The 17,046-nt window shown below is 58.3% G+C and carries 15 protein-coding genes; 6 read left to right on the top strand and 9 right to left on the bottom strand.

What is annotated here, in order from left to right; genetic code table 11:
• Position 1: 1 nt before the first annotated feature.
• The 5 genes from P4G45_RS09810 to P4G45_RS09790 all read right to left on the bottom strand — a co-directional run bounded on the left by P4G45_RS09810 (position 2) and on the right by P4G45_RS09790 (position 3,952).
• Positions 2–406 (bottom strand): (deoxy)nucleoside triphosphate pyrophosphohydrolase, encoded by a 405-nt coding sequence (locus P4G45_RS09810; RefSeq protein WP_348266300.1) that lies wholly within the window; start codon positions 404–406, stop codon positions 2–4.
• Between the two features lie 112 nt (positions 407–518).
• Entirely contained in the window at positions 519–1,256 is a 738-nt protein-coding gene (locus P4G45_RS09805; protein WP_348266299.1) for a haloacid dehalogenase-like hydrolase, read from the bottom strand.
• Positions 1,257–1,385: 129 nt separating this feature from the next.
• Entirely contained in the window at positions 1,386–2,039 is a 654-nt protein-coding gene (gene lolA, locus P4G45_RS09800) for an outer membrane lipoprotein chaperone LolA (protein ID WP_348266298.1), read from the bottom strand.
• Positions 2,039–2,578, bottom strand: coding sequence for a type II secretion system protein (locus tag P4G45_RS09795; RefSeq protein ID WP_348266297.1), 540 nt, complete (start codon positions 2,576–2,578; stop codon positions 2,039–2,041). The genes lolA and P4G45_RS09795 overlap by 1 nt, the downstream gene beginning before the upstream one ends.
• A 54-nt stretch (positions 2,579–2,632) precedes the next feature.
• Positions 2,633–3,952 (bottom strand): pitrilysin family protein, encoded by a 1,320-nt coding sequence (locus tag P4G45_RS09790; RefSeq protein ID WP_348266296.1) that lies wholly within the window; start codon positions 3,950–3,952, stop codon positions 2,633–2,635.
• A gap of 104 nt (positions 3,953–4,056) precedes the next feature.
• Here P4G45_RS09790 and rlmN point away from each other — a divergent pair, with 104 nt between their 5' ends.
• Positions 4,057–5,283: a 23S rRNA (adenine(2503)-C(2))-methyltransferase RlmN gene (rlmN, locus tag P4G45_RS09785; RefSeq protein WP_348266295.1), complete on the top strand. Its 1,227-nt coding sequence runs from the start codon at positions 4,057–4,059 to the stop codon at positions 5,281–5,283.
• Here rlmN and P4G45_RS09780 read toward each other — a convergent pair.
• The 4 genes from P4G45_RS09780 to P4G45_RS09765 form a co-directional block, all read right to left on the bottom strand.
• Positions 5,207–5,806, bottom strand: coding sequence for a GNAT family N-acetyltransferase (locus P4G45_RS09780; RefSeq protein ID WP_348266294.1), 600 nt, complete (start codon positions 5,804–5,806; stop codon positions 5,207–5,209). The two genes, rlmN and P4G45_RS09780, sit on opposite strands and share 77 nt — an antisense overlap.
• A gap of 16 nt (positions 5,807–5,822) precedes the next feature.
• The gene (locus P4G45_RS09775) at positions 5,823–6,896 is read right to left on the bottom strand and encodes a gluconeogenesis factor YvcK family protein (protein WP_348266293.1); all 1,074 of its coding nucleotides are present in this window, start codon (positions 6,894–6,896) and stop codon (positions 5,823–5,825) included.
• Between the two features lie 253 nt (positions 6,897–7,149).
• On the bottom strand, positions 7,150–7,719 hold the full coding sequence (locus P4G45_RS09770) for a tetratricopeptide repeat protein (RefSeq protein ID WP_348266292.1): 570 nt from the start codon (positions 7,717–7,719) through the stop codon (positions 7,150–7,152).
• Positions 7,720–7,865: 146 nt separating this feature from the next.
• Positions 7,866–8,471, bottom strand: a complete 606-nt coding sequence (locus P4G45_RS09765; RefSeq protein ID WP_348266291.1) for a DUF4254 domain-containing protein — start codon at positions 8,469–8,471, stop codon at positions 7,866–7,868.
• 73 nt (positions 8,472–8,544) lie between these two features.
• Here P4G45_RS09765 and P4G45_RS09760 point away from each other — a divergent pair, with 73 nt between their 5' ends.
• The 5 genes from P4G45_RS09760 (at position 8,545) to P4G45_RS09740 (ending at position 17,023) form a co-directional block, all read left to right on the top strand.
• Positions 8,545–9,612: a glycosyltransferase family 9 protein gene (locus P4G45_RS09760; RefSeq protein WP_348266290.1), complete on the top strand. Its 1,068-nt coding sequence runs from the start codon at positions 8,545–8,547 to the stop codon at positions 9,610–9,612.
• Positions 9,613–9,710: 98 nt separating this feature from the next.
• Complete coding sequence (gene hldE / locus P4G45_RS09755; protein ID WP_348266289.1) at positions 9,711–11,198, top strand: bifunctional D-glycero-beta-D-manno-heptose-7-phosphate kinase/D-glycero-beta-D-manno-heptose 1-phosphate adenylyltransferase HldE; 1,488 nt, start codon at positions 9,711–9,713, stop codon at positions 11,196–11,198.
• A gap of 2 nt (positions 11,199–11,200) precedes the next feature.
• Positions 11,201–12,181 (top strand): ADP-glyceromanno-heptose 6-epimerase, encoded by a 981-nt coding sequence (gene rfaD, locus P4G45_RS09750; RefSeq protein ID WP_348266288.1) that lies wholly within the window; start codon positions 11,201–11,203, stop codon positions 12,179–12,181.
• A gap of 78 nt (positions 12,182–12,259) precedes the next feature.
• A complete protein-coding gene (locus tag P4G45_RS09745) occupies positions 12,260–14,698 on the top strand; it encodes a c-type cytochrome (RefSeq protein ID WP_348266287.1) in 2,439 nt (812 codons plus the stop codon).
• 54 nt (positions 14,699–14,752) lie between these two features.
• Positions 14,753–17,023, top strand: coding sequence for a GH92 family glycosyl hydrolase (locus P4G45_RS09740; RefSeq protein ID WP_348266286.1), 2,271 nt, complete (start codon positions 14,753–14,755; stop codon positions 17,021–17,023).
• Positions 17,024–17,046: the final 23 nt, after the last annotated feature.

Genomic DNA, 17,046 nt, shown 5'->3' with positions numbered 1-17,046 from the left:
GCTAAATTTTTTCGAGAAGCTTACCTTCAGACAAGTCGCGGATGAGGCCGAGGTCTGCGGCGAGAAAGTCGTACTCCGGCAGGGTGGCCAGGGGAGCCCAGCGCATGTCGTTGAAGATGCGGTTCTCGAGCGGTCCACGAAACTGCTTCACGACAAAAAACTGAAGATCCACCGCGCCACCGTTCCGGTATTTGTGGCGGATCTGCGCTACACGCTCGCCAATGTCGGCCGCGATTCCCAGCTCTTCGTTCAATTCGCGCGCCAAGGCTTCTTCCGGGCCTTCGCCTGGCTCGATTTTTCCGCCGGGAAACTCCCATTTGAGGCTCATGGGCTGGTCGGGTTTGCGTTGACAAATAAAGACTTCGGTTCCACCGGCGCCCTTGCGTAGAATCAGCGCCGCGACCACAAGCCGGAGGGGCCTGGATGGCGCTATTTCGACACGTACTTCAAGCTTGCGAATGGAATCTCTCACCTGACTACAGTTTAGACTCTCGCCGTGCCTAAATGCCTCGTTCGCTCTAATAGCCGATGGGTACGACTGAAGCCGGATAGTAAACCGGCCATCCCTCGGCTGCACTGTGCTCCGCCAACGCTGGTGACGGGTTCACTGGAAACGCCCGTCCTGCAATTCCCAGCATCGCGGCGTCGTGGACTGAGTTGCCGAAGACTGCCTCGGGGGTCGTAATGCCAACGCGGGCCAGCGAGGTGACCTTGCCTTCGTCGGTCGGCACATCGCAGATCGTCTCCGTTACCAGGCCATCTTTGATGGTGACGCGGGCTGCCAGCACACGGTTCGCGGGAATCTTGAAGCGCTGCACGCCTTCCTCGATGACCCAGTCGCAGGTGGAGCTCACTGCCCAGATATCTACACCCTTGCGCTGCAATTCGGTGACCAGCTCCAGCATTTCGGGAAAGATATTGGGTTCGATGTGGGTTGCAAAGAACTTTTTGGCGGCGCGGCGCATCTCCTCTTCGCGCAGACCCTGGTAGAGCTGGACCATCTCGCCGCAGATCGCCAGCTCGGAGACCTCACCGCGCTTGTAGCCGCGATACCGTCCGTCGATCCAGTCGGTCGCTTCGCGGGAGATCAGGCCGGTATCGATCGTCCATTTCATGAAAGACGAACCGGCGTCGCCTGACCATAGCGTTCCATCGCAGTCGAAGACGGCAACGGTAGGGGACAGCTCGTAAACTGCGGCGTGGAACTCGGCAGTGGAAAGACGATTGGCCAGGAGGGTGCTGCTTGGGTTGTTCACGTTACACTCAACTTTTCCGCGCACGGCGTCGCGCTAGATCAATTCAATCACTTTGAGGTTAACTCAATTTTACAATTGGCCGTAATGAGAGGGAGAAAGCCATGCGCCTGACAACGTCCGGCGTGTTCTCTAAATGGGGGGCAGTCCGTTTACGAAGATGACTCCAGCGGGAGGGTGAAAGACAAAAGTCTCACCTTTCACTGGAATGTTCTCTTGTATTTCGCTGAAAGTAAATCCTGTTATAGATCCATCCAGCTCTTCGATCTGCATCTGCTGAATTGCTCCCGCAGAGGTTACCTGTAATGTCAGCAGCTTTACCCGCTGCGCCATGCCTTTCGGGACACCGGTGATCCTGAACCCTGCACCGTCCGGGGTGACGGTCAGGTTGTCCAGTTCCTTTTTGAGCTGTGTATGGCCTAACAGAAAACGCAGCGGAGATCGTAGATCGTCCAGCTCCTTTGCAGGAACGCGCTGGGCCTGTGAATCGCCCGGCGTGTAGAACCAGGCGTACTTGCCGTCGAGCACGAAGACCTTGCCGACTGGCTTATCGTAGTTCCAGCGCATGCGGCCGGGTTTTTTCAGCAGGAGCGTGCCAGATTCAGTGCGATCCATGCCCATGCCGGTGTAGTGCTCGGTGTAATGGGCGCGCAGGGAAGTGAGGTGGTTGTAGTGATCGTCGACCTTGCGAATGAGGGCGCTGTCTGGCGTGGCACTCTGTTGCCCCTGCGCGAACAGGGGCGTCGCACAGCAGACGAACAGCAATAGAGCGGTCTTCTTCAGCATTACTGGATGGGTTGGGTGCAGTTCGTGCCGCCGGTGGGGTCCTGCCGGATGGCGTTGTTCTCGTCGGAGCAGTAACCGTTGTCGCCGGTCTTGCCGACGGCGTCGGGTACAGCCGTGATCTCAAACGAGGTAATCATGTCCTGATTGTTGATGGTCACCTTCTGGCAGTTGGTAATGGCGAAGGTGTATCCCGCTTTGTGGCCGGCGGCGAGGTCGGGCGTAATCAGTTGCGCCGCCTGCGGTGTCGGAGCGCCAGCCTTGGGATCGCCGCCCAGCGTGGCCAGCGAGCAGGAAAATCCGTTGGCGGGATAAGCCGAGTTGTACTGCAACTCCGCCTGTCCGATGGTGCGCACCGAGTTGATCGCCGAGGTCTGATTGCCCTGTTTCTTCAGCTTCAACAACTGAGGAACTGCCAGCGTCATTAGGATGAGCATGATCGACATGACGATCAGCAGTTCGATCAGGGTGAAGCCTTCTTCCGTCGGTCGTGCTGCTTGTCCTCGTCCCAGGGCTGTCGTCTTCGCCATCAATTTGGTCATCAATTCCTCGGCCTGTCCATTTCAGATCATTCCATCGAACAAAACTCTATCAGACTAGCAGGCCAGATCTTCGCGCTCGACCTTCATCTCGCCGAGGTTGCCCAGCAGGGTGAGGGCAATCGCTTCGGGGCGAAAGAGCTGCTGCGCCAGGGACTGAATGTCGGCAGGGGTCACGGCATTGATCTCCTGCGTGATCTCGTCCACTCCGAAGAAACGGCCAAAGTACATCTGCTGCCGTGCCAGGTTTGCCATCCGGCTGCCTGAGCTTTCGAGGCCAATCACGATATTGCTCTTCAACTGGTCCTTTGCGCGCTTCAACTCAGTTTCGCTGACAGTGTCTTCTTTCAGACGGCGCAGTTCCTGCATGGTAAGCTGCAAGACCTTCTCGGTCTTGTCGATTGCCGTGCCAGCGAAGATGCAGAGGGAGCCGGTGTCCCGGAACGGATTCATCTCTGAGTAGATGGCGTAGGCGAGGCCCTGGTCTTCGCGGATGGTCTGGAAGAGGCGCGAACTCATGCCGCCGCCAAGCATGGTGTTGAGCAGGTAGACTCCGTAGCGGTCGGAGTGGTTCACCGGGGGCGCTGGAATGCCGAGGCAGACCTGGACCTGTTCGAGCGACTTCTTCCGCTTCAGGGTGATGTGCGGAGTGGCCACCGGGGTCGGCATCTGTGGGAGATGGCCGTCGCTGCTGGCGGCGAGGGAGCTGAACTGCTGCTCGACCTGCGCCACGAAGGCATCGTGGTCCAGGTTTCCTGCCGCCGAAAAGACCATGTTGCGCGGCGTGAATCGGCTGGCATAGAAGTCGAAGATGATTTGCTGGTTGAAGCTTGAGACAGTCTTTTTGGTGCCGAGAATTGGACGGCCAAGGGCCTCGTTCTTCCAGAAGTTCTGGGTCCAGACCTCGTGGACCAGGTAGTCGGGGTTGTCCTCGTCCATCTTGATCTCTTCGAGGATGACGCCCTGCTCGCGCACGATCTCCTCGGGTGTGAACGTCGGGTGCAGCACGAGATCGGCCAGAACGTCGAGCGCCGGGGTCACGTTTTCGTCAAGAACCTTGATGTTGAAGCAGACCATCTCCTTGCCGGTGAAGGCGTCGAGATTGCCGCCGATGGTGTCTACCTCACGGGCGATCTGCTTGGCCGAGCGAGAGGTCGTGCCCTTGAATACCATGTGCTCGACAAAGTGCGAGACGCCGTTCACGGCTGCCTCTTCGTCACGCGAACCTGTGCCGATCCAGGCGCCCATCGAGACGCTACGGACCTGGGGCATGGCCTCGGTCAGCACCGTCAATCCGTTCGATAAAACGGTCTTGCGGATGTTGCGGGCGGAGGCATTTCTCGTCAAACCGCTATCTTCAACTAACGTTACAGACATGGAGCTCCTTACCCTCCATTGTTTCACAGCAGGGTGGATGTTGGTCGCCCCGGCCCGTTCGGAGTAAACTAACTACAGCCCGCCTGAGACCGCGTAATATCACTATGTTGAACAAAACAAACACCGTAGCCGAAGTCGTTTTAGGGTCCAAGCCGCTCTTCGGCCAGTCGCTGGACGCTCTGACCCACCTGATGACGCACCTCGGGCAGCGCCCCTACCGGGCTAACCAACTTATCGAGGCTGTCTATCGGCAACGGGTCGGTTCGCTCGACGAGATCACCACTTTGCCTGCGAGTCTGCGCGGGTCGCTTAGCGCCGAGGGGTATGACATCGGCCTGCCGGAGATCGTTCAGACTGCCCGGTCCGTCGACGGCACCGAGCGCTATCTGATCCGCATGGCCGACGGCGAGACCGTCGAGACCGTCTGGATGCCGGACGGCGACGGAGGCGAGCGAGGCGATGGCTCGGTTGCCGCCGAAGAGGAGGAGAAGGAGGATGCCAATCCGGCAGCCTTCCCTTATCGCCGTGCGACCATCTGCGTCTCCAGCCAGGTGGGCTGCGCAGTCAACTGCCAGTTTTGCCTCACGGCCAAGCTCGGCATCCGGCGCAATCTTACTCCTGGCGAGATCGCTGGGCAGGTCGCCGCAGTGCTCAACCGCCACAGGGTCGATCTTGGCAGCAGCCGTGGCAATCCTACCCCGGCGCGGATCAATCTTGTCTTTATGGGCATGGGAGAGCCGTTCCTGAACTATGCCAACTTCATGGAGGCAGTTCGCCTGTTGGTCTACATGCGCATTCCCGAGTCGCGGATGACGGTCAGCACCTCCGGGATTCTGCCTGGCATTCTGGATTTTGCGCGAGAGCCGGTGCGTCCCAAGCTGGCGGTCAGCCTCAACGCTCCCAACGACGTCATCCGCGAATCAATTATGCCCATCACGCGCAAGTGGAATATTGCGGCGCTGTTTGAGGCGCTCGATACCATTCCACTGCGCAATCGAGAGTGGATCACCTTCGAGTACGTGATGCTGGGGGGCATCAATGATTCGCTGGGCGACGCGGACGAACTGATCGCGCTGGTCAGCGGTCGACGCTGCAAGATCAACCTTATCGTCTGGAACTCCGGCCCCAATATGCCTTATCACGAGCCTTCGCAGGCAGGAGTGGCGGCTTTTCAGAAGCGGATCATCGCCGCCGGCATTCCGGCCTATATCCGCCGGCCGCGTGGGCGGGACATCTACGCCGCCTGCGGGCAGCTCAAACGGACGGTGGAGTCAGATCCCCTACCCGCGCCTCTAGTCGCGATTTCGTCTGCGGCCAGTCTTCCCGGATGACCGAAAACCAGAGGCTGTGCCGCTGAGAGCCGTCGGGCATGATGAAGTGGTTGCGAAACCTTCCCTCCGCGACTGCGCCGATCTTGCGCATGGCTTTCTGCGACTGCACGTTCTCGTGATGCGTCTTCAGCGCCACTCTGCGCAGTTTAAGTTCCTCGAAGGCATAGGTAAGCTGCAGCAGCTTGGCCTCGGTATTTAGACCCGCCCCATGAAACTCCGGGGATAACCACGTGTGCCCCAGCTCCGCCGTCTCATGAGTGCGATCCAGATCGGAGAAGCGAGTGCTTCCGATCACCCGGTTCTCCGACTTCAAAACCGTGGCCCAGGCGATTGTCGTTCCGGCTTCTGTCAGCCGCAAAGCGCTCTCCACCCAATTGTGCAGATCATCCGGCGTCTTCATGGTTATCGGCATGTAGCGCCAGATGCGGTCGTCAAAAGCAATTGCCTCCAGCCCTGTCAGATGGTCGAGGGTCAGAGGCTCCAGACGTATTCTTGTCCCTTCGAGTAGCGGGGTCGCGCACATCGTCTCTTCTTCTCCTTCAGGCAATAGCCAATGCCCGCAGACCGAGCAGAGTCTCCGCCACGCGGTCATAGTCGTGTCGGAGCACGTCTCCCTCATGCACGAAGTTGCCGGTCAACGGCTCAACTCCGAGCGCCCTTATTCGCTCCAGATCGGCTTCAATCGGCTCCTGGCCTTCGCGTGCATACTGCTCCAGACGCTCCGCAGAGATCGGGGCCGTATTGATCAACGCATAATCGAAGAGCGGCGATTTCGTGGGTCCCGCATGTTGCAGGATCTTTTCGATGTGTTGCGAGGCCGACAGTCCCAGCGACTCGTTCGCCTGCGTCATGAGGTTGCAGACAAATACCTTAGTTGCCGGGGAGGCTGCCAGCGCCTCGGGCACACCGCTGACCAGCAGGTTGGGGATGAGCGAGGTGTACAGCGATCCCGGTCCCAGCGTAATCAGGTCTGCATGGGCAATTGCCTCGAGCGTCTCGGGTAGAGGATGGGCGGTCGCGGGCTCGAGCATCAGTTCCACAATGCGCCGCTTGCTGGCGGTAATGTTCGTCTCGCCCCGTACCACTGATCCGTCGTCCATTTGTGCAGCAAGGGTAACGTTGGTGTTGGTTGCGGGAAAGATCTTTCCCCGGATCGCCAGGATCTGCGACGACATCTGAACGGCCTGCGCGAAGTCTCCGGTGATGTGCGAGAGGGCAGCGACAAAGAGATTGCCGAAGCTATGCCCCTCCAGCTCCCCCTGGTCGAAACGGAACTGGAACAGCTTCGAGAGGAGGTGTTCGTCTTCGGAGAGCGCGACCATGCAGTTGCGCACGTCGCCCGGCGGCAGCATCTTGAAGTCCTCGCGCAGCCGCCCGGAGGAGCCGCCGTCATCTGTCACGGTCACGACCGCGGAAAGCTCGCGGATCATCCAGCGTGCGTCCTTACAAGGCAAGCCGGGGCTTTCTGTCAGCTCGGGTGTTCGCGGCCTCTTTCGTCGATCTCGCATGGGGACGTAGCACTTCAGACCGCGTAGAAGTGTCGACAGTCCGGTCCCTCCGCCCATGGCGACGACTCGAAGCTCTTTTGGTCCATCCGGATTCGACAACTGCATGGCCCAATTCTCCCATTGAAATCTCTGAGGATTGATTTTAGCGGGTCATTCCGCTGATGCGCTCGGGTCGCTTCAAAGAGCGCGTAGGTCTATCCAGCTTTCGAGGCAGCAAGAGCCTAAACAAGCAAAGACAAAATGCAGGGTTTTCTTCCGCCCTGCGGCAGCAAAACCCCGCCTTCGATTGAGACGGGTCTGGGTTTTATGCTGAGGTTGAAGGAGAACAGGCAACAATAAAGATGCTTTTGCTGTCTTTTTATACCTCGGGATAAAGCAGCTCGGTAAACCGGGGATCGTCTGCCATGTCCTGGAAGTCGGAGTCGCCTCGCGCCTGAATGCGGTTCTTCGGGTTCTGCCGGATGGCCTCGGTGAGATGCTCCAGGCAGGTGTGAGAGTCACCGGTCATACTGGCCAGCACGGCCAGACCGTAAAATGCATAGTCGGCCTTTTCGTCCTGCTTCAGAATCGTCTTGAACTCTTCACGCGCATCCTCATAGTGCCCGTCGTTCAGTAGGGAGACGGCGTAGTCGTAGCGCTCTTCGTTGCTCTTGAAGCTGGCCTTACCCTTGTTTACCTGTAACAGGCAGGCATTGATGTACATGCGGATCCGGTCGCCCAGGTCGCCTGGACCGGCTGCCAACATCTTGTCGAAGGCGGCATGAGCTTTGTCGTACTTACCATCCTGCATTAGCCGCAATGCAGCTTCGTAGTGGGCGAGCGCCTGCGTACGTGCAGCGTCGTTCGGTGCAGGGACGACACCAGCCAGGGTTCGAGGACGTTTTGTAGAAGGGGAAGTAGCTGCCGATACAGTCTTTGCCTGAGTCATTGATATTCCTGTCGCCGGATGGCGCTCCCAAGACTCCCGACATACGGAGAGCCAATTCCTGCAAATAATCTTGTCTCGGTTTTATACCCACCTGCGGGTACAAGGTCAACTCCCCGTAAGCGTCATACGGGCAGAGCATCGCCGGCTCACCTGTGTGTATAGAGTACGGGATTCAATTCGGGATCGTTATACATCTTCATCTGCCGGTAGAGCTTGAACCGACGTGTCCCGGCTAGCACCTCTGACCATAGAGCATCGAGGCACCCTGCAAGATCACTGCGCTGCTCTTCGAGTACCGCAAGCCGCGCCAAATTTTTCTGCCGGTGCACCTCTGTCGCCGACTCGCGCCGCGTCTCTTCGCGGGTGTGAAAGATCTTCAACGCCAGTATTGAAAGCCGGTCGATCATTAGTCCCGGCGTCTCCGAGTTGAGCGGAGCGGTTGGGTTTTGGGCTCCCGCCTGTATCAGGAGCAGTTCATCTATCTTCTCCACCAGATCATTGCGCCGCTGATTCAGCCGGTCAATCTGATGTTTGACCGCTGCGATGTCGGCATCCGTCGCGCCTGGATCGCGCGCCTTGTCTTCCTCGTGCCAAAGATCGAAGTTGGCCCGGTGCTGAGCCATGGCCAGCGCCATCAGACTTTTGCCCTCGATCGCTTCTTCGGATCCGTGCCAAGTCTGCGTCTTTTGGTCCTGCATCTCCGTCAGTGAATAAGCACTTAGCATTTCCAGACCACCTTCATTTCTATCCACATCGACTTTATCAGGCCGATCTTGTAGGGTTTGCAAGAAAACGTTAGCTCTAAAATAAGACTTAAAGCAGATCATGTCCTCATCGGCAAAAAAAGTCCTCATCTACCGCCTTGGTAGTCTCGGCGATACGCTTGTAGCTCTCCCCGCGCTTCATCTCACGGCGCGCGCGTTCCCTGATGCCGAACGCCGCATGTTGACCAACTTCCCCGTCAATGTGAAGGCTCCGCCCGCAGCCGCGATTCTTGAAAACAGCGGGCTCGTCCATAGTTATTATCGGTACGAAGTGGGCACACGCAGCTTTCGCGAACTTTTCTCTTTATGGTGGCAGATCGTTCGCTGGCGTCCCCAGGCTCTCGTCTATATAGGGGGAGCCCGAGGCGTCGAGTCGGCTCGTCGAGATGCGTCCTTCTTCCGGCTCTGCGGGATTCGTCGCCTCATCGGAATACCGATGACTGAAGACATGCAGCAGAATCGCCGTGAGGAGCCTGGGGAGACTCTCGAAGCTGAAGGCGCACGCCTTGCCCGCAATCTTTCCGAGCTTGGCGATGCACGGCTTGACGATCCTCAAAGCTGGGACCTCCGCCTCACCGTCGAAGAACAGGCGCGGGCTGACGAGGTACTGAGGCCCGCTGCGGGACTGCCGGTCATCGCCGTCAGCGTTGGCACAAAGGTTCAGTCCAAGGACTGGGGCCGGGACAATTGGCGCACCCTGCTGGCCCACGTGGCTGCACTCTATCCCGGAAACGCTCTTACCCTGAGCGGTTCGCCGGCGGAGAGTGAGGCCAGCGAGTTCGCGGCCGACGGCTGGCGTGAGGCCGGGGGCGGTCCCGTCATCAATCTCTGTGGCGTCCTCACTCCGCGCGAGAGCGCCGCCGCCTTTGGCCATGCGCGGATTTTCATCGGCCACGACAGCGGCCCCATGCATCTCGCGGCCGCCGTGCAGACCCCGTGCGTCGCAATTTTCGCCGCGCGCAATAAGCCCAGCGTCTGGTTTCCGTACGGCAAACAACATCGCGTCGTCTATCACCGGACCGATTGTTGGGGCTGTGGACTCGAAACCTGCATCGTAGAGCGCAAGAAGTGCATTACCTCTATCACGGTCGAAGAGGTTCTGGAGCAGGTTCGGGCCATTCTCGACTGAGCGTCTCGATATCAAGCATGGTGTCGAGGATGGCGGATGCGCGGTTTTTTCCTTTCCCAAGAAAATGCGATGATGGAGGGAAGGAGCCCATCCAGAAAATGTTGCCCGAACTGCACTCCGTTCTAAACCTGCTCGAAGGCGGCTTCAGCCAGATCAAGGTATTGGTAATAGGCGACATCATGCTCGACCGCTACATTCATGGCGACGTCGACCGCATCTCTCCCGAGGCGCCTGTGCCGGTCATTCGCCATGCTCAGCGCTACGAGCGCGCCGGTGGCGCCGCCAATGTGGCGATGAACCTGGCCGGCCTGGGTTGCCATGCGATTCTGAGCGGCTTCTGGGGTAGTGACATGGAGCAGAGCGAGCTTGCTGCCATTCTTGACCGCGCCGGAGTGGATACCGTAGGCGTCGTCTCGAGCAGCCTGCCCACCATCTCCAAGACTCGCATCGTTGGCCGGAACCAGCAACTTCTGCGGCTCGATATCGAAAGCCGGGAAGCTCCGCCTGAAATTGAGTTGAGACGGCTTATCGACCGCGCGACGGAGCTGGTGAGCAAAGTCCACGCCGTGGTCCTCTCTGATTATGCAAAGGGTGCGCTCACGACCCAGCTTTGCGCTGCGGTCATTAACGCCGCTCGCATCGCAAAGATTCCCATTCTGGCCGACCCCAAGACTCCTGATTTCAGCAAATACACTGGCGCCACCACCGTCTGCCCGAACCTCGGCGAACTCTCGCTTGCCACGGGCGTCTCCGGGCACCAGACCGATGCGATCCTCGATGCCGCGCAGGAGCTGATAGCCGAACATGACTTTCAGTTTCTGACCGTCACCATGAGCGAGAAGGGAATTGCTCTGGTTCGCCGCGACAGTAAATATCACTCTCCGGCTCGGGCGCGTGAGGTCTTCGATGTCTCGGGTGCAGGGGATACTGTGATTGCCACGCTCGCTGCCTGCCTCGCTGGCGGGCTTCAGATAGAGACGGCTGTCGAACTCGCTAATCTCGCCGCCGGAATTGTCGTCGGCAAGGTGGGGACCGTGCCGATTGCACGACACGAACTGGTGGCGGCGCTTACTCCAAGCTCCGGGGTAACTGCGGGGGAAAAAATCCTCGATCTGGACCACGCCAAGATACGCGTGGCAGAGTGGCGTGCCTCGGGCGAGACTATCGTCTTCACCAATGGTTGCTTCGATCTGCTGCACGTGGGCCACATTACGCTGCTCGAGGACTGCCGCCGCTTCGGCTCCAAGCTTGTTCTCGGTCTGAATGCAGATGACTCGATCTGCCGACTAAAAGGCCCTTCGCGCCCTATTGTGGGCGAACGGGAACGGGCGCGCGTCATGGCGGCGCTTGCTGCTGTCGATGCCGTCGTTCTCTTTGAAGAGGACACGCCGCTCGAGCTGATCCGTGCGCTTAAACCGAATGTTCTGGTTAAGGGCGGCGACTACACCGTTGAGACCGTCGTCGGCCATGAGGACGTCATCGCTGCTGGTGGGCGGGTCGAAATCGTGCCTACCGTCGAAGGCTTCTCCACTAGTAATATCGTGAAAAAACTTACCGCACCCAACGGAACCAGCGAGGAGAACTAAGAGTGATTATCGTAACCGGCGGAGCAGGCTTTATTGGCAGCAACATCGTTCACCAGCTTAACCGCGCCGGCGAGCGCGATATTTTAGTCGTCGACAATCTCGCGCCTTCGCCGAACCTCAGCGGGCCGAAGTTCCTCAACCTCGCGGGTGCTGAGTATGCCGATTACATGGACAAGAAGGAGTTCCGTGCCGCGCTCCGGTCGGGTGACTTCGAAGGCGCAAAAGTCCGCGCCATCCTGCATCAGGGGGCCTGCTCCAACACACTGGAAGATGATGGCCGCTACATGATGGACAACAACTTCACCTACTCCAAGGAGCTGTTGCACTTCGCGCTGGAGCACAAGATTCCCTTTGTCTATGCCTCGACTGCAGCCGTTTACGGCGCCAGTACTGAGTTCAAGGAAGTTCCAGCGAACGAGCGCCCGCTCAATGTCTACGGCTATTCAAAGCTGGTCTTCGACAACTATCTGCGTCGTCTGTTGCCGGAGGTCAAGAGCACAGTCGTCGGTCTTCGTTACTTCAATGTCTATGGACCACGTGAGCAGCACAAGGGCCGCATGGCCAGCGTGATCCATCATTTCACTCGTCAGCTCAAGGACACGGGGACGATTCGCATGTTTGAAGGCTCTGGCGGTTACGACAATGGCGAGCAGCGGCGCGACTTCGTCTTCGTGAAGGACCTTGCGCGTATCAATATGTTCTTTGGCGGCCTGCTGCCCGATAGTCCCCGCAAGCCCACTCGCGCTATCGTGAACGCCGGAACCGGGGAAGCTCGCACCTTTAAGGCAGTGGCGGAAGCGCTCATGCAGGTCCACGGGCCGGGCAAGATCGAGTACATTCCATTTCCGGGCGATCTTAAAAACCGTTATCAGCACTATACTCAGGCGGATGTGGCTGGGCTTCGCGCAGCTTGCTATTCCGCTCCTTTCACCACGTTGGAAGATGGCATCAAGCAAACATTCGCTGAAGAACCTGCTCTGTAAGAGCGGATGATCCAATGCCGAGGCGATAGCGTGCGAGCGAAGATGCTACTGAGAAGGAAATGTATAGTTGGCAACGGGATGATGCGGAACCTGGCGGTCGCAGTAATCGTTGCAGCGGCAATTGGATCGACCTGTTACCGGGACGCGCCTGTCCCTGTGTACGCGGCGGCCGTGACGCATAAGGCGCGCATGCAGGACTGGCCAGTTTACGGCGGCCAGAGTGGGGAGAACCACTATTCCAGCCTTTCGCAGATCAATCGCGGCAATGTGAAAAAGCTGGCAATGGCGTGGAAGTTTGATACCGGGGAAAAGGGTAGTATCCAAACCAATCCGGTGATTGTGGGGCGTGTGCTCTATGCTTTCACGCCTGCGCACGAGGTCATTGCTCTGGATGCGGCGACGGGCAAGCTGCTCTGGAAGTTCAATTCCGGAGTCAAAGGCGATCAGCCTACGCGCGGTGTGGCGTATTGGACAGACGGTAAGAACAGTCAGATCTTTGCAGGAATCATGAATTACCTGTATGCCCTTGATCCGGCGACAGGCAAGCCGATCGAAAGCTTTGGAGAAGGCGGTCGAATCGACCTGAGAAAAGATCTGCGCGGGGACTACCAATTGCAGTCGGTTGTTCTTACCAGTCCCGGCGTCATTTACAAAGACGTCATTATTGTTGGCGGGCGCAATCCAGAGACGGCGCCCGCGCCTCCCGGTGATATCCGCGCATTCGACGTCCGTACCGGGGCTCTACGTTGGCGGTTCCATACGATCCCGCATCCGGGTGAGCCAGGATACGAAACCTGGCCAAAGGATGCATGGAAGAGCGCCGGCGCTGCCAACAACTGGGCCGGCATGACGCTCGACGCGAAACGTGGCATCGTGTACGTACCGACCGGGTCTGCGGTACCGGATTTTTATGGTGGCAACAGGTTGGGCGACGATCTGTTTGCCGACACGCTGCTCGCTCTCGATGCGGAGACAGGCAAGCTGATCTGGCACTTTCAGGGTGTGCACCATGACCTGTGGGACCGCGATTTTCCTGCTGCGCCTGTGCTGATCACCCTGAAGCGAAATGGTAAAAGCATCGATGCGCTGGCGCAGACCACCAAACAGGGCTGGCTGTTTGTATTCGACCGAACGACGGGAAAGCCGCTTTTCCCGATCGAGGAACGACATTATCCAGCCAGCGATGTGCCGGGTGAGGTGAGTTCGCCGACGCAGCCTTATCCGCTGGCGCCCGCGCCCTATGCCAGGGAGTTACTGACCGCGGACATGCTAACCGACCGCACACCTGAAGCGCATGCCTGGGCGGTGGAGCAGTTCCGCACTTTGCGGAGTGGAGGACCGTTCGTTCCGTTTGAGGTGAACAAGGCGACAGTCGTTTTTCCAAGCTTCGATGGCGGCGCGGAGTGGGGCGGTCCTGCCGTCGATCCGACGACAGGTGTTCTCTATGTAAATGCCAATGATATTGCGACGACGGGAATGCTGGTGGCGAACAATCCTACCGCTGACCTGGGCGCGCGGACCTATCGAAGCCAATGTGCTGTGTGCCATGGCATCAATCGCACAGGTTCTCCTCCGGCATTTCCTTCTTTGATTGATGTAGAGAGCAGGCTTACGCCAGCAGAAATTTCGGATACCATTCATCACGGCAAAGGAAGGATGCCGACGTTTCCAAACCTCCAGGACGACACGCTGACGGCGTTGCTGAAGTATCTGCGGACGGGCAAGAGCAACGAAGCTGAGAACAGCGTAGCTGGCGGCAAGAAAGAGTTGTCGCACGAAGAGATCGCGACTGGAAGAGCGACGACCTCTGGTGGGCAGGACTCCGCAGGCGCGAGGGTATACGCAAGCCACTGCGCCGTTTGTCATGGGGATCAGCGAGAGGGAATTACACCGTCCTTCCCATCGTTGGTTGGGGTGGGGCAGCGACTCAGCCCGCAACAAATCACGCAAACGATTCGCGACGGGAAGGGCCGAATGCCGTCCTTTACCACGTTGCCTGATGAACAACTCAACACCCTGCTCGAATATCTTCGCGGTCCTCAACCCGCTACGGAGGTCGAATCTGCCAGCTCCGGGCCCGATTGGATGAGGTATTTGTTCACGGGCTATAACAAGTTCTATGACCCCGATGGTTATCCGGCGGTGGCTCCGCCCTGGGGAACGTTGAACGCTATCGACCTGAACACTGGGAAATACCTTTGGAAGCTGCCTCTTGGGTATTACCCGGAACTTGCCGCCAAAGGCATGGGCCACACTGGATCTGAAAACTATGGCGGCCCGGTTGTGACGAAGGGCGGTCTGGTGTTTATTGCGGCGACAATCTTTGACAACAGGATTCGAGCTTTCGATAGCCGCAATGGAAAGCTCCTATGGCAAGCTCAGCTTCCATTCGCGGGTGTCGCCACGCCCTCGACTTACATGGTGGATGGCAAGCAGTACATTGTCATCGGCACCAGTGGGGCGAGGAACCTAAAAGGGCCACAGGGCGGCGCCTATGTGGCATTCGCATTACCGTAGCTGCAATAAAAGTGAAAGACAGCGCGCTGACCAAGAGCACGAAAAGGGAAATTCATGACTGAAGGATTCAAAGGAAAAAGCATTCATCCAACCCGACGCACCTTCCTCAAAGCATCGGGACTGGTTGCGCTTGGCACGGCGCTGCCGAATGAAGTCACCGCTCAAGCCACGGAGACAGAGACGCAGCGCGATCAGGCCCACACGTCGCCGCAAAGCGCCGTGGATATGGTGAACCTGCTGCAGGGAACGAATTCGACCATGGAGTTTTCGCGCGGGAACACGCTTCCGATTGCCGCTCTTCCTTTCGGTATGGGGCACTGGACGCTTCAATCTCATGCCGACACGCCGTGGATGTTTCAGCCGGGCGTGCGTCGCATTCAGGGTTTCCGTTGCACGCATCAGCTAAGCCCATGGCTGGACGATTACGGATATGCCACGTTTCTCCCATTCAAAGGGGATATCCATCTGGAGGCAGGGAGACGGGCTTCCTCGTATGATCTCGAAGCGGCACATCTGACGCCCTATTCGCTGCAGTTATTTCTGCTGCGTTATCGCGCTCATGTGGAGCTGGTGCCAACGGAGCGGTGCGCTGTACTTACCGCGAAGTTCGACGAGGTGGAGACGGCTGAGGCACCCGGCCTGCTCTTCGATATTCCAGATACTATCGGCGTCATTCAGCCAGAACCAGACCATCACAGGATCAGCTTTACTTCGAAGAAAAACGCGGGTGGCGTGCCAGAGAACTTCGCCACGTATTATGTGCTGGAGTTTCCCGGGCCGTGGGAGAGTTTCGAAGTGAAGCAGATCCGAGGACATCAGATCGGAGTCGTTCGCTTCAGGGCGGGTGAAAGTATCGAAGCGAAGATTGGAACTTCGTTTATCTCTTTCGAGCAGGCTGCGCTCAATATAGAGAAGGAGATTGGAAGCAGTTCTGTTCCTGCTCTCAGAGAGGCCGGAGCGGGCCGGTGGAACGAGCACTTGCACCGTGTCGAAATTGAGGGTGCGTCAAGAGATCAGCAACGGACTTTCTACTCCTGCATGTATCGAGCGCTGCTGTTTCCGCGCATCTGGCACGAACCGGACGCACGCGGCGAGATGCATCACTTCAGCGCCTTCAACGGCAAAGTGATGCCGGGGGTTATGTATGCGGACCACGGCTACTGGGATGTGTACCGTGCGTGGTATCCGCTGATGTCCATTCTTTTTCCAGAGCGGCTCGGCGAGATTCTTCAGGCATGGGTCAACGCGTACAAGGAGGGGGGATGGCTTCCTCAGTTTCCATCGCCGGGTTATCGCGCCTGTATGACGGGCAGCCTGATCGATTCTGTCTTTGGGGACGCGGCGGCGAAGGGCATCACCGGCTTCAATCTTGCGGAGGCTTATGAGGGTCTGAGGAAACAGGCGACCGTTCCCGGCGATCCGGCAAAAGGCTTTGGGCGCGTGGGAGTGGAGGACTACCTCAAGCTGCACTACATTCCCGCCAACCGCATTGCACAGTCGATGGCCGAGACCGTCGATGCAGCTTATGGCGACTTCTGTATCGCTCAGGTGGCGAAGGCGCTGGGCAAGCAGGAAGACTACGCAATGTTCATGAAGCGGTCGGAAAACTGGCGCGAGCTCTTTGACCCGAAGACGAAGTTCCTGCGTGGCAAGAATGAGGATGGCTCGTGGGAGACGCCCTTCGATCCCTTCACGTGGGGAAGTCCCTATGTCGAAGGATCCGCCTGGCAGCACCGCTGGGATGCACCACAGAATATATCCGGACTCATCGACGCGATGGGCGGCAAGGCTGAGTCGGCGGCTGCGCTGGAGCAGATGCTGACAACCCCGCCGATCTTCAACGTGGGGGTTTACGGTGCCGAGATCCATGAGATGTCGGAGATGGCTGCTGTTCCGTTTGGCCAGTACGCACAGTCCAACCAGCCGTCGCATCATATGCTCTACATCTTTCCTCATGCCGGACGTCCGGATCGCACGCAGTTCTGGGCACGCAAGGTGATGAAGGAACTGTATACGCCGGATAATTTCCCTGGCGATGAAGATACGGGTTCCATGGCGGCCTGGTACATCCTGAGTACCCTCGGCTTCTATCAGGTCTGCCCAGGCAAGCCGGAGTACACCCTGGGAAGTCCTCTCTTCACGCGAGCGACCATTCATCTTTCAGGGAACAAGACCTTTGTCGTGGAGGCGGCTGGAAATAGCCCGGAAGCAGTTTTTGTTCGCAGCGTTTCGCTGAATGGCCAGCCACACTCCGGCCAAACTCTGGAGCACGCGACCATCATGAAAGGTGGGGCTGTGCGATTCAATATGGTGACAAGCACATAGCCTTGCGGAGAGATTCGTGGCAG

Source organism: Edaphobacter paludis, assembly GCF_039993895.1.
GTDB classification, from domain to species: Bacteria; Acidobacteriota; Terriglobia; order Terriglobales; family Acidobacteriaceae; genus Edaphobacter; species Edaphobacter paludis.
The sequence above is the reverse complement of the archived record's forward strand: the minus strand, read 5'-3'. Positions and strand labels throughout refer to the sequence as shown.